The organism is Lacibacter sp., assembly GCF_057361365.1.
The window spans coordinates 1-13,025 of record NZ_JBMQSG010000008.1 but is presented as its reverse complement, the minus strand read 5'-3'; the positions used below and the strand labels follow the sequence as shown (position 1 = coordinate 13,025).

Sequence of the window (13,025 nt, the reverse complement as noted above, 5' to 3'; positions counted from 1 at the left end):
CAAAGCAGGAACATCGCTTGATAACAAATCCGAATACAACGGCAAAGAAAAACAAGACAAAGAGTTCTCCGATGGTAGCGGACTGGATTGGTATGACTATGGAGCTAGAATGTACGATAACCAAATAGGAAAATGGCACGTACAAGATAAATTTGCAGATATTTATTTATCACTTACTCCCTACCAGTATGCTGCAAATAATCCGATCAAAAATATAGACGAAGGAGGACTACTATTAAGAGATAAGGATGGAAATATAATCGCTACTAGCACCGGGAATGCAAAAGTAATAGATAGAACATATACTGTTCTCAAGAATGGGCAGCAAGCACAGGTTACGGTACAATTACAGGAAATTACTATTTACACAGATGCGGGCACCCCAGTGCAAGCATACAGAGCAATTAGAGCATACGTTGCAGAGAAATCTGGTGATGGATATGGACCAAATCAAGAAACTCCGTTAACACAAAATATGATGGCTAATTGTCATGGTTATGCGTTTGCAGATGGGCAGGTTTGGTTTATAGATCAAAGTGCTGATGGGTCTGAATTCCAAAAAATACTTAAGGATGAATTTATTGAAGTTAACGAACCTAATGGAGATATTGCAGTAATTGAATGGAATAGCCCCGACGATTTTTTGCGAGCACATTCTGGTAAGAAGAAAGAAAACAGTTATGACCACAAAGACGAAATATTCCCGCCTAAGAAAGGAGATGACAAAGCAGGTTTTGAGAAGGGACATAATAATGGCGGCGGAATTTACAAGGTAGGTACAAAATACTATCAGAGAAAAAACGAAAAGGAAAAAGAAGCCAATTTGCCTCAAGTTACTGTCAACGGTGTAAGGATAGTAGACGAAAATGAGATAAAGAAAATATTAAAGGACTTAGGTTTACAAATCTAATACAACATCAAATGAAATACACATTTACTGTAATATTAATGGCTCACTCCATTTTCACTTTAGCACAATCCGCATTTGTCGAAAAGGTTGTAAAAAAAGAAAGAGCCTATTTGGCTATTGGAGTAAAAAATAAAAACCAAACAGAGCGATATCAGGCAAACTGTCAATTTAAAACCGTCACCTTATTGCCAGATTCAATTAAAATTCATCTTATAGGCGAATTACTTAATCATACTGCTGACACAGAAATGTGTCTTAACTCCGTCTACAATTTATCAGGACATTACGAAACACTCAAACGAGTGCCGAAAAGCAAAGAATATAACTTGCAAATTGACGCATTAATATTGATAAACTATATTGCTTTTTCCAGCAATGCTTTCATTTATTCCCCGTATCCATTGCTGTATGATAAAGAAACAAACAAAGAAATTTGTTGTGGTAGCCAGGAGTTAAGTATAATAATAGCAGCGTATAAAAAATGGTATATAGAATTAAAACAAAAAGGATTTAGGAACTACTGTTATCCTTCTTTTGATCGGAAATACGAATGGTTTGAGAGTAAAATTAAACCACAAAAAATTAAGGAATATCCGCAATGGAATAATTTTTACGATTGCAGAGAAATTGAATAGGACATCAGTCTTACATATACTTTTTGTTAAGCATGTGGATGATAAAATGAATAACCTGGTTTGCAAAAGGCATATCAATCTTTCAAAAAATCGCTCTAAGATGTTAAAGACATCCTGACAAATTGTCCGTATTTTATATTAATGACGAAAGGAAAATTGTGGGTATTTAAACTGTTTATTTAAGTTTGTTGAAGGCTATACAATCCTTTAAAAAATTGTTCGAAGATTGTAAAGCCATCCCGACTAAAGAAAAGCTTCACTTTATTGTGAAGCTTTTCTTTTATAAGCAGTAAATGAAAAAATGTGGTTGATTTATTCTTTCTCCACCTGGTTTAAAATTACCCAATAGAAGCCCAGTTCAGCCACAACTTTACTGAACGATTCAAAATTTACGGGCTTTACAATATAGCTATTCACGCCAAGTTTATAACCCTCCACGATATCTGATTCCTCTTTAGACGATGTAAGAATTACTACCGGTATTGAATTGGTTCGTTCATCTTCTTTTAAACGTTTTAATATTTGCAAACCATCCACCTTGGGCAATTTCAAATCAAGTAATACCAGTTTGGGATTGAAGGTTTCAGTGTTTTGTGAATATTTTCCTTCGGAGAAAATAAAATTGAGCGCTTCTTCGCCATCATCGATATGAAGTAACCTGTTTGCCAGGTTTTGTTTTTTTAATGCACGAATAGTAAGAGCGGCTTCGTCATGATTATCTTCTACCAACAGAATTTCAACTTCATTATGCTTCATACGTATAAATTTATTGGGGTAAACTAAAAGAGAATTTTGCTCCTTCACCCACCTTTGCTTCAGCCCAGATTTTTCCACCATGTTTGCTCACAATGCGATTCGCCAGTGCAAGCCCTATACCTGTACCTTCAAATTCTTTAAGATTATGCAGGCGCTGAAACACGCCAAACAATTTATCAGCGAATCTCATATCAAATCCCACACCATTATCGCTCACAGTATAAACGATCGTTCCATCTTTTACATCCGATGAAATGGTGATTTCGGGAGATGATTGTTTTGAGGAATACTTTACGGCATTTGAAATAAGGTTGATCCAAACCTGCCGCAGCAAGCTGCTGTCGCAGGTTGCCGGCGCAAGGTTTTCAAGTTTAATGTGGTGCTGTAAATTGTTATGTTGAACCTGCTCCGCAACAACAATTCTTACCAGTTGATTCATATCCGTATGATGGACGGTAAGTTCTTGCCGACCGATTCGTGAAAGTTTTAACAGGTCGTCGATCAATTGACCCATACGAACTGCGTTTGTTTTAATCACCTGCAACTGCTTATCTGCTTCTTCGTCAAAACGTCCCAAATAGTCCTCCAGCAAAATATCGGCATAACCATTAATCACCCGCAGCGGAGCACGCAGATCATGCGAAACAGAGTACGTAAATGATTCGAGTTCTTTATTTAATTGCGAAATAGACTCTTCTGCCAATTTTCGTTCGTCTATCTCCTTTGTTAATCTGTAGTTATACAATTGTATTTCCTGCGCCCGTTTATAGATCTCTGTTTCCATCTCAGAGATGAGCTTGGTTTTTTCCTGGTTAATTTTCTCTTTCAGAATAAATTCAGTCACATCTTCAACCCGGTGTATAATAAATTGTAATTGTCCATTTTCATCAAGCACGGGTTTATTTAACGGGCTCCAGAATCGTTCTTCAAAACTGCCATCGGGCCGTCTTATATCATATTTCTGAACAGCCATGGAATGTGCTTTCTTATTATCACGTACATGTGTTAATGATGTACGCAAATTAGAAACACCGGTTGCTTCAACATCATCGGGGTTATCGGGAAAAACATCAAAGATGCCACAACCTGTAATAGCTTCCCGTTGGGTCATGGTTGCCTGCAAATAACTATCGCTTACTGCTGCAATGGAAAAATCGGGCCGCAGAACCAGGAAAAGACCGGGTGCCGCTTCAAATAATTGCCGGAACTGTTGCTCTGTAAGAGGCTGCATTGGAATAGGTGATTAGTTTGCCTGATGAAAAATCTTCTGCGCTAAAGTTCTGGAAATTAACTCAAAATTGAACATTCTCATAGAAGTTTATAACGGTAAGGAATAGCCGATACGCTACTTTGTTTCCCGTAATATTACCAATCGTAGAGTTACGTAATCAACATTCTACAAATGCCTTAACTAATAACGACCTGCTAATGCAAGAATGTTCTGTTTTTTAAACGTTGCTCGCATCGCATCTTTGTAGAACAAACAACAACGATAGCAGATAATATCCAATTTCCACAATCGTCCCTATAAGAGAACTAACTTCTTTCACTGATTATTCGTGACAGAAATTTGATCCGTACCTTAAAAACAACAATGTTCATTTACCATGGGCTTCCTTTTGCTCATGGTAATGTCATTTATACAAACAGCTTTCTCCTCAAATTTTGTTTATTATAAATACTTTGTATATTGACAGCATTGTTAGATAAAGCCTATTGAATTGCTGTTATGACGTCGCCATTAAGAATTTTAATGCTAGAAGACAATGAATGGGAAGCAGAGCTTGTTCAAAAACAACTGAAGAAAGAATTCCCGTCCTGTATCATTACATTGGCTACTGATGAAAATAGTTTCATGCTTGCATTAGATGGGATTGTTCCCGACATTATTCTTTCTGATAATTCACTTCCGCAATACAGTGCATCTGAAGCATTGAAAATTGTACGTCAGCGCTCGAGATACATTCCATTTATTCTTATTACCGGAACGGTTTCCGATGAATTTGCTGCATCTATTATTAAAGAAGGTGCCGATGATTATATATTAAAGGATCGCTTAGAACGCTTGCCTTCTGCTATTACCACTGCTATTAAACAACGGCGTACAGAAAAAGAACTTATCGATTACAAACAAGCACTTGATGCTTCATCCATAGTTGCCATTACCGACAGTAAAGGACTGATCATTTACGCAAATGAAAATTTCAGCCGCATATCAAAGTATTCCATTGATGAGTTGATTGGACAGGACCACCGCCTGGTTAATTCAGGTTATCATCCACCATCTTACATGAAAGAAATGTGGAAGCGGATTGTAAAGGGGGAGATATGGAGAGGGGAGTTCAGGAACAAAGCAAAAGATGGAATGATATATTGGGTTGATGCCACCATCATTCCTTTTTTAGATAGAGAAGGTAAGCCCTATCAATACCTTTCAATACGCAATGATATTACGCAACGAAAATTAGCCGAAGAATCCATGCTGCAATTAAAAGAAGAGATGCATGAGCAACGATTACAGGAGCAAAAAAAATTAACAAGGGTAATGATCAATGCTCAGGAGCGAGAACGTAATCATATTGGTCGTGAACTACACGATAATGTTAACCAGATTCTTGCCGGCACCAAGATCTATCTCGGCATGGCAGCTACTAAAAACCCCCAGGCCAAAGAATTGATCGATTATTCTCTTAGCCTTATTAACGATGCCATTGAAGAAATACGGCAGCTGAGTTCAAGACAGGTTACACCAATAAAAAATGTGAACCTGCACGATCTTGTTGACCATCTTTTACATCACCTCAGTGATAATGCATTGATACGTACTGAATTTATTTATGAAATGGGCGATAGCAATATTGATGATGATCTGAAGCTTAACATTTACCGCATTATACAGGAACAGGTGGGCAATATTGTGAAGCATGCAGAAGCGAAGAACGTAAAAGTTTCAATTGAAGCGAGAGATCATCAATTGAGCATGCAGGTGACCGATGACGGAAAAGGATTTGACCCAACGAAAAAAAGAAAAGGCATCGGCATTTCGAATATGATCAATCGGGTTGAATCATTTAATGGTGAAATAAAAATAGTAAGCAGTCCCGGCTATGGATGCGCCATTCAAATGATGATTCCATTTTAAACAACCTCACATGTAGTTGGCCCCTCAAATAAAAAAGCTTCACATTTCTGTGAAGCTTTTAATTTATCGTTTCTAATCATCATTTCTTCAACTTGAGTTGCTTTGCATTTTTTTGCGCTATCAAAGCAAGTTCTGTTGCAAGAAAACAGTGCGACTGGCTCATTGCTGTTTCGGTACGGTTCAGTACATCATCAACCAACAATGGACCGAAAGGCAGGGCTTCGTTGTTGCAATCCATATGTACCATTTCTTTTTTATTCACGAGGTATAAATGATTACCACCTTTTTTTCCTGAAACGATATCGGTGTTCTTACGCACTTCAATTGTTCCGTCTGTTCCCATAATGATCAATCGTCCATCGCCCCAACTGTCCAACGCATCAGGAGTAAACCAATCGACACGAATATATCCTACGCCGCCATTACCACTCAACATTACGTCACCAAAGTCTTCGAAGTTTGGCGCCTGCGGAAAATGTACATTGCCTACCTGCGACATGAGCACCGTTGCTTCGGTTGAGTTCGTAAAATGTAAATACTGATCAAATTGGTGCGAACCAATGTCGGTTAAAATTCCACCATACCGTTTTTTCTCCCAGAACCAATCAGGTCGCACAGCTAAGCCAGAAGTACCAAACTTATTACTGATTCGATGTGGCGCTAAATTGATTGTTTGTATTACGTTACCAATTGCACCGGCCTTCACCAACTGACTTGCTTTTTCAGTGCCTTTATTTTCTAAACGCTCACTATACATGATCGAGTAAATGCGTTTGGTTTCTTTCTGCACTTTCTTCACCGCCGCCAGTTGCTCAAGTGTTATGATACCGGGTTTATCGGTTAAATAATCTTTCCCATGCTGCATTACACGAATGCCCAACGGTGCACGTTCGTCGGGAATACCCGAACTCAACACCAGTTGAATGGATTTATCTTCTAAAATTTCTTTTTCTGATGTTGCGAGTTTTGCTTCGGGATAAGCTTTGGAAAATGCAGCAATTAAATCTGTTTCCTTTGCATAAACTGATACCAATTCGCCGCCACCTCTTTTTATGGCATCCGTCATCCCATAAATATGCGGATGATTGATATTTATGACTGCAAACTTTATCCTGTTCGGAGCCACAGAGATGTTTTGAAGTTTTGGTGACGACTTTATCGTCTTAAAGTTTTCAAGCATCGGCGTCATAAACATAAAGCCCGATGCTTTTACAGAATCTTTCAGAAACTGTCGTCTGTGTTTCTTTTCATTACTCATACGGCAAGTGTGGTTTAATTGTTTGCTCTCCAAATTTACAGAAACAAAGCAAATGGCTTCACTGTAAGGTGAAGCCATTTAATTAAACTCTCAATATTTTAATATAATTACTCTTTTATCAACCGACCGTTATAATGCCAGTCGCCGGCTTCAATTCGAAGTTGATATACTCCCGCAGAAATCTGAGGCAAGATGATCCATTGAAAAGTATAACCAGTTTTCATTATTTGGCAGGTGGGAACTGCGGCAAGTTTTACTGATAAATTTTCAGCATCGTTACGGCATAAAAAACCACAGTTGTTGCTTTTTTTGAAACCTGATTGAACTATGGCTGGGGTCAGGTGGAGAAACATTTGCAGCACGTGAGATAAGGAAGTAACCTCTTTTGTATTTTGACTCTAAGTAAAAATTCTGCCCGCTGTTATGGCTTCGAATGAAAACACTTTGCTCCGTTGGTGAATCGTTCAGATCAATGTGGTATTCATCATTGACTGCATAGGGATCATCTTCAAAACTCAAATACTTTCCTGTATGATTTCGGATGTACCAATTGTTGTCGCCTGTAGTTTCACGTGTCCAGATGTCACGTGGCCTTACAACAAAACTTCCGACTGCTGTATAAGAATAATCTCTGATGCTATACGACGTACCACTTGAACTTGAACCCACACAAATTGAATCAGGGTTAGGATGAACAAGTTCATTCGACTTAATACCGATGGTGCACAAGAACCCGGTTTTTCGCAGGTTCACCGGTTCTTCATTTACACTCTCTTTTTTCTGACATGCAGCTAAAGTTAAAATCACAGCTATAGCTAAAAGGATTTGCTTTTTCATGATTGATAATTGTGCTTTGTATGTACTGTTATTTACTGAATCAAAACTATCAATTCAGCAAGGGCAGGTCAATAGCGAATAAGGGTGAGAAGAGTTAAAAAGAATGATATAAACAATTGCTTCCGTTCAACAGAAGAAGTAAATGAAAGAGAAGATAGAGATGCAGCAGTTATACTATTTTATCACGAAGGGCTTTTGATACAGCTTCAGTGCCGGAGTTTACATGCAGCTTGGCGTAGATATTCTTGATATGTGATTTTACTGTATCGGTTGCAATATTTGATTCTGCTGCAATCATTTTATAACTTTTTCCATTGACGAGCATTTGCAGAATTTCCTTCTCCCGTGGTGTGAGTTGATAATCGGTAGTAACAGCGGGCTGCAGGTTAACCCTGAATAATTCGAGCATACGCCTTGCAATGCCAGGTGTCATAGGAGAGCCACCGCTTTCTACTTCTTTCAAAGCATCAATATAACCTGAAGGGGAGGTGGTTTTTAAAATATAACCCGATGCTCCGGCGCAAATAGCGTTGAAGATATAACTGTCATCGAAAAAAGCTGTTTGTATCAACACATGCACGCCGGGGAAATGTTGTCTTATAAGTTTAGTGGCTTCAATGCCATTAATACCCGGCATTTCAATATCCATCAATACAATATCGCAGGGGTTTTCCTCCAATGCATTCAGCATATCATTACAATTGGCGTAAGCACCCGTACAAGAAAAACCATCCGCCGTTTCAAGCAATACATGTAAAGTAGTGCGCAGGTGTTTATTGTCCTCAAAAATGGCGATTCTTGTCATGGAATGTTTTTACAAATTTGCTGTGATTACACTCAAAACAAAATAGCGAAAACGGGGGAGAAAACTTACACCGGCAATGTACATTTGACTGTCGTTCCTTTATCAGATGAAGATATTTCCGTTTTACCTCCCAATTCTTTTGCCCTGTTTTGCATATTAATTAAACCATTTCCTTTTTTTGCGGAAGACATGTTGAAGCCCTGGCCGTCATCAGCAATTTTTAAGTCGATGCTGTTTGGCGTTTTACTCACCGCCACATGAATGTGCTGCGGAGCCGCATACTTTAGTGCATTGTTTACCGCTTCTTTAAAAATAAGATACAACGCTTTTTTCTGTTCGGTGTTTAGTTTAATTGATTGCAACAACTCACCATCAAAATGATGGCTGATATTTTTACTACTGCACATTTCATATAAAAAACGCTGCATCCGTTCCTGCAGATCTTTGCCATCTTCACTATTTTGTTTAATCATCCAGACAATGTCGCCCATCTTATCCATCGTTTCCTTTGAGTAACTGGTTACTTTATGCAGCATTTCTTTTTGAGAAACGGTGGATGTTTCCGTTGATCCGGCCATTTCGCTCAACATATAAATACTGCTAAGCGAACTGCCCACTTCATCGTGCAGATCTGCAGCAATACTGTTACGCAATTCCATTTCCTTCACACGCTGTCGCAGGCGATAGCGACTTACCAGCAATACAATACCTACTAATGCTAAAGCAACCAACGCAAAAGATCCGAAAAGCATCAACTGCTGGCGTGACAAGCGCTGCTGCTGCAATTGTTTGTCTTTATTCAGCAACGCAATCTGGTTGTTTTTTTCTTCTACATTAAAAGAGGTTTGCATGGCAGCAATATCTTCATCATATTTTTGCGTAGCCAGCGTATCGCTGAGCTCTTTACTTTTTGAAAGATATTTGTATGCCTCTTTATGATTACCCGAGAGAGAATATGCTTCCGCCAGAATTTCTGACACAGTTTGCTGTTCTTCCAGCAATTCATTTTTTTGAAATCCATCGTATGCCGATAATCCTGCTTCTATAGACTGTGCATACTTTTTCTGTTTTAGGTACACTTCTCCGAGAAGAGAATAGGCAATTGCTATTTGTTTTTCATTTTCTTGCTCCTGGGCATACTTCATAGCCCGTTGTACATTTTCAAATGCTTTTTGGTATTGCTCCTGCTTAATGTAATTCGATCCGATGTTACCATAATACATGGCAAGATTTACCCTGTCTCCGGCTTCATTGGCAAGTGAAATAGCTTTTTGAAAATTTTCGATTGCAGCTCCATAATCCTTTGTGCGTGTTAAACTGGTTCCTATATTAGAAAGAGTAATGGCATACATTTTTTTATTTCCCAATTCCTTATATAATTGCCCGGCACGTTCATTATAATCGATGCCTTCTTTATACTTCGACTGATAAAAATAGATGGCACCCATTGTTTGCAAAATGCGTGCCCGTCGATCATTATTGTTTGCCAGTTCGGCATAGCGCCAGGCTGAATCACAATTGATCAAAGACTGTTTGAAGTTGCGTAATTGCATATTATAATCGGCCCGGTTGAGATATACCAATGCCAGCCTTGTTGGATCACCTACAATTTTCGATGAAACAATAGCCGAATCGATATAGATCATCGCCGAATCCAATTGACCTTTATAGCCGAAAGCTGCAGCAACATTCAGGTAGCATCCCGCAACACCTTTTTCCCACTTCAATTGTTTCCCCAGCTTCAACCCATTTTTTCCATATTCAATTGCTTCAACTGGATTACTATTACCAACAATGCCGGCAAGCATGCGATATAGAATCACTTTGTTTGTATCTTCCTTTGCAACTTTAAGAGCAGTAATTAAGGAATCTTTGTTGACGGATTGTGATTGTGCTGCAATTCCAAAAATGGAAAGGAGCAATACGCAGACAGGCTTCTTCATCCTCTAATATAAAATGTTTATATCAAAAAGAGGAACAGAATTGCAGAGCGCTGTTTTCTTTAAAGTGAATCTCTCAATGTTAATGAAAATGGAACTTCTACATGCTTGCGTTCATTACTTAACACTGCATGTGCTGCCATTTCGCCCATCTTTTTAAAATCGGTTGAAATAGTTGTGATGCCGTTGAGAATAAAACGCTTCCAGGGCGTTTCATTATAAGAAATAATACCAATGTCTTTCCCAACTTTTAATTGCGTGTCCTGTATTTTTTCCAGTAATACCACAAGATCATCTTCCATCAGATTGATGTAAGCTTCACCTTTACGGATAGGTTCTTCGGCAATATCATGTACCACCTTATAAGCAAACGCATATTCTGTACAGAAACGTTCAAAACCTTCCAGTATCTCGTTAGGAAAATAAGTGTAAGAAGGGAAGACAAGTTTCAAAGTTTGATAACTGCTCAACTGTGGCAAAGCGGCCTGCAACGCATTAAAAATATCCTTCTCAAAATTTTCATACACCGCACCATATTCACCTTTAATACCCGGTATGATCTTATCGAGCAAAATGAGTGAGCCTTCATCTACTTCATTAATCACTTCGTGAGCCGTTTCACCACCTTCCAAAAAATGAGGGATAATTACATAGTGCGTATAGCCTTTACGACCATGCATCAGTTTTTTGAATAAAGCGTAGTCGTTATTATAAATGTAGAAGTCGATGGCTGCATGATTGCCCAGCGTTGCCACAAACGAATCATAAATGATCTTTTTGTGCGCACTCAGCTTATTAAAAAGGAGAAACACCCTGATGTCTTGTTTAATATCCGTCTTGGCAATAAAATAACCTTTGCCCGGAACCGAACCAACAACACCCAGTTGTTTCAGCTGACGATAAGCCTTTTCAGCGGTATCACGGGCAATGCTCAATTCAAAACTCAGATCGTTGATGGAAGGGAGCAGGTAATCCTGTTTGATATTTCCCATTTCCACAGCCTTGAGAATGGAGTTGACGATCTGTACGTATTTCGGCGTTATCGACTGTTCATCAATAAGAATATGGCGGTAAATATTATCAGACATAATCAGGTTTAAACTCTTGGGTTATAGCAGAATCGTCCGCTAAAATTAACGGTTCTTAATTTATTCATCGCCAGTTAAAACTATCGATTGATGCTCAGGATAGTACATGACGGGATTTCTCAGAACCCGAATTACTTTTAACTTCTGATGATTGCTATATAAACTATTACAATGCAGGTATTACTAGGTGTTATTTTTCATTTCATAGGCGGGTTCGCTTCAGGCAGTTTTTACATTCCTTACAAAAAGGTAAAAGGTTGGCATTGGGAAAGCTACTGGATTGTTGGCGGTTTATTTTCCTGGCTCATTGTTCCTCCAATTGCTGCGTATTTAACTATTCCCGGTTTTGCTGAAATCATTCAAGGCGCTGCTTTTCCGGCATTGTGTGCCACGTTTATTTTTGGCGTGCTTTGGGGTATTGGCGGTTTAACCTACGGTTTGGGCGTTCGCTACCTGGGCGTATCGCTGGGCAGCAGTATTATCCTTGGACTATGTATGGTGTTTGGTGCCATCATTCCCGCCATTTATTACGATTTCAGTCCGTTTCCCGGAAAAGATACATTCAGTGCAATGGCAGGCTCAACATGGGGGTTCACCATTTTGGCCGGTTTGCTGGTTTGTATCATCGGCATCATCATCAGCGGCAAGGCCGGTATGATGAAGGAAAAAGAATTAAAGACAGCAGGAAGTGATCCACACGGAGCAGAAACTTCAGTTGAATATAAGTTTGGCTTGGGTATGTTCGTGGCCATTGTTTCGGGTGTGTTAAGCGCCTGCTTTAATTTTGGTTTAGAAGCAGGACAGGAAATGGCAACTGTGGCCAACGAAACATGGAAAGCTGCCAATCCTGGTGAAGGCGAATTTCTATACCGTAACAATGTAATTTATGTGGTGTTATTATGGGGTGGTTTAACAACAAACTTTATCTGGTGCATGATCTTAAATGCACGCAATAAAACATTTGGCGATTATACCAATCAGAAAGCTCCGTTATTAAGAAACTATTTGTTCTCGGCTCTTGCGGGAACAACATGGTTCCTTCAATTCTTCTTTTATGGTATGGGCGAAAGCAAATTAGGTAATGGCCCAAGCTCATGGATCTTACACATGGCCTTCATTATTCTTGTAGCTAACATGTGGGGACTTGTATTAAAAGAGTGGAAAGGAGTAAGCAAAAAAACAATTTCGACAATTATTTTAGGCATCATTATTATCATCCTTTCAGTATTGCTGGTGGGATATGGTAACAGCCTCCATGTATAAAAATTTTAACTGAAAAGGAAAGAATATGTCAGTAGCAACAAAAGATTTCAAACACGTAAGTTATTTGTGGGATGATGCAAAAGCAGCCGAGCTGGCTGGTGATGAAGTAGCATTACTCGTGTATCGTTCTAATTTATTAGGAGCCGATCTCCGTTTAACCAACTATGGAGGTGGTAACACGTCGTGCAAAGCAATGGCGAAAGATCCATTGACGGGTAAAGAAGTAGAAGTAATGTGGGTGAAGGGTAGCGGTGGCGATCTCGGCACAATGAAACGTAGTGGATTGGCTGCATTGTATGTTGATCGTTTACGCAGCTTGAAAAATATTTATCGTGGTATTGAGCATGAAGATGAAATGGTAGAACTCTTCAACCATTGTATTTATGATCTT

General features: G+C 38.9%; 11 protein-coding genes and 1 pseudogene. 5 read left to right on the top strand and 7 right to left on the bottom strand.

Annotated elements, in window-relative coordinates; genetic code table 11:
• The coding region (locus ACO1QW_RS07770) for an RHS repeat domain-containing protein (protein ID WP_486257286.1) at window positions 1-910 on the top strand (910 nt) is incomplete at its 5' end.
• An 11-nt stretch (window positions 911-921) separates the two neighbouring features.
• Window positions 922-1,545: a hypothetical protein gene (locus tag ACO1QW_RS07765; RefSeq protein ID WP_486257284.1), complete on the top strand. Its 624-nt coding sequence runs from the start codon at window positions 922-924 to the stop codon at window positions 1,543-1,545.
• Between the two features lie 312 nt (window positions 1,546-1,857).
• Here ACO1QW_RS07765 and ACO1QW_RS07760 read toward each other — a convergent pair whose 3' ends face one another.
• Complete coding sequence (locus ACO1QW_RS07760) at window positions 1,858-2,301, bottom strand: response regulator (RefSeq protein ID WP_486257282.1); 444 nt, start codon at window positions 2,299-2,301, stop codon at window positions 1,858-1,860.
• A gap of 10 nt (window positions 2,302-2,311) precedes the next feature.
• On the bottom strand, window positions 2,312-3,532 hold the full coding sequence (locus ACO1QW_RS07755; protein ID WP_486257280.1) for a PAS domain-containing sensor histidine kinase: 1,221 nt from the start codon (window positions 3,530-3,532) through the stop codon (window positions 2,312-2,314).
• A gap of 498 nt (window positions 3,533-4,030) precedes the next feature.
• Between ACO1QW_RS07755 and ACO1QW_RS07750 the strand changes: the two genes are divergently transcribed.
• Complete coding sequence (locus ACO1QW_RS07750) at window positions 4,031-5,443, top strand: PAS domain S-box protein (protein WP_486257279.1); 1,413 nt, start codon at window positions 4,031-4,033, stop codon at window positions 5,441-5,443.
• A gap of 79 nt (window positions 5,444-5,522) precedes the next feature.
• Here ACO1QW_RS07750 and ACO1QW_RS07745 read toward each other — a convergent pair whose 3' ends face one another.
• From ACO1QW_RS07745 to ACO1QW_RS07725, 5 genes are all read right to left on the bottom strand, one after another.
• Window positions 5,523-6,701: a Gfo/Idh/MocA family protein gene (locus ACO1QW_RS07745; protein ID WP_486257277.1), complete on the bottom strand. Its 1,179-nt coding sequence runs from the start codon at window positions 6,699-6,701 to the stop codon at window positions 5,523-5,525.
• Window positions 6,702-6,977: 276 nt separating this feature from the next.
• Complete coding sequence (locus tag ACO1QW_RS07740) at window positions 6,978-7,538, bottom strand: hypothetical protein (RefSeq protein ID WP_486257275.1); 561 nt, start codon at window positions 7,536-7,538, stop codon at window positions 6,978-6,980.
• Between the two features lie 169 nt (window positions 7,539-7,707).
• Window positions 7,708-8,343 (bottom strand): response regulator, encoded by a 636-nt coding sequence (locus ACO1QW_RS07735; RefSeq protein WP_486257274.1) that lies wholly within the window; start codon window positions 8,341-8,343, stop codon window positions 7,708-7,710.
• A 65-nt stretch (window positions 8,344-8,408) separates the two neighbouring features.
• Window positions 8,409-10,286, bottom strand: coding sequence for an ATP-binding protein (locus ACO1QW_RS07730; RefSeq protein WP_486257272.1), 1,878 nt, complete (start codon window positions 10,284-10,286; stop codon window positions 8,409-8,411).
• 59 nt (window positions 10,287-10,345) lie between these two features.
• The gene (locus ACO1QW_RS07725) at window positions 10,346-11,371 is read right to left on the bottom strand and encodes a GntR family transcriptional regulator (RefSeq protein WP_486257271.1); all 1,026 of its coding nucleotides are present in this window, start codon (window positions 11,369-11,371) and stop codon (window positions 10,346-10,348) included.
• A 171-nt stretch (window positions 11,372-11,542) separates the two neighbouring features.
• Between ACO1QW_RS07725 and rhaT the strand changes: the two genes are divergently transcribed.
• The gene (gene rhaT / locus ACO1QW_RS07720; RefSeq protein WP_486257269.1) at window positions 11,543-12,634 is read left to right on the top strand and encodes an L-rhamnose/proton symporter RhaT; all 1,092 of its coding nucleotides are present in this window, start codon (window positions 11,543-11,545) and stop codon (window positions 12,632-12,634) included.
• 25 nt (window positions 12,635-12,659) lie between these two features.
• Window positions 12,660-13,025 (top strand): annotated as a pseudogene (locus ACO1QW_RS07715) (bifunctional rhamnulose-1-phosphate aldolase/short-chain dehydrogenase); the annotation flags it as partial.

Excerpts from the sequence above, each read along its gene's own strand:
- ACO1QW_RS07730 (WP_486257272.1), bottom strand. The coding sequence starts at position 10,286 with ATGAAGAAGCCTGTCTGCGTATTGCTCCTTTCCATTTTTGGAATTGCA.
- rhaT (WP_486257269.1), top strand. The coding sequence starts at position 11,543 with ATGCAGGTATTACTAGGTGTTATTTTTCATTTCATAGGCGGGTTCGCT.
- ACO1QW_RS07735 (WP_486257274.1), bottom strand. The coding sequence starts at position 8,343 with ATGACAAGAATCGCCATTTTTGAGGACAATAAACACCTGCGCACTACT.
- ACO1QW_RS07760 (WP_486257282.1), bottom strand. The coding sequence starts at position 2,301 with ATGAAGCATAATGAAGTTGAAATTCTGTTGGTAGAAGATAATCATGAC.
- ACO1QW_RS07740 (WP_486257275.1), bottom strand. The coding sequence starts at position 7,538 with ATGAAAAAGCAAATCCTTTTAGCTATAGCTGTGATTTTAACTTTAGCT.
- ACO1QW_RS07750 (WP_486257279.1), top strand. The coding sequence starts at position 4,031 with ATGACGTCGCCATTAAGAATTTTAATGCTAGAAGACAATGAATGGGAA.
- ACO1QW_RS07725 (WP_486257271.1), bottom strand. The coding sequence starts at position 11,371 with ATGTCTGATAATATTTACCGCCATATTCTTATTGATGAACAGTCGATA.
- ACO1QW_RS07755 (WP_486257280.1), bottom strand. The coding sequence starts at position 3,532 with ATGCAGCCTCTTACAGAGCAACAGTTCCGGCAATTATTTGAAGCGGCA.
- ACO1QW_RS07745 (WP_486257277.1), bottom strand. The coding sequence starts at position 6,701 with ATGAGTAATGAAAAGAAACACAGACGACAGTTTCTGAAAGATTCTGTA.
- ACO1QW_RS07765 (WP_486257284.1), top strand. The coding sequence starts at position 922 with ATGAAATACACATTTACTGTAATATTAATGGCTCACTCCATTTTCACT.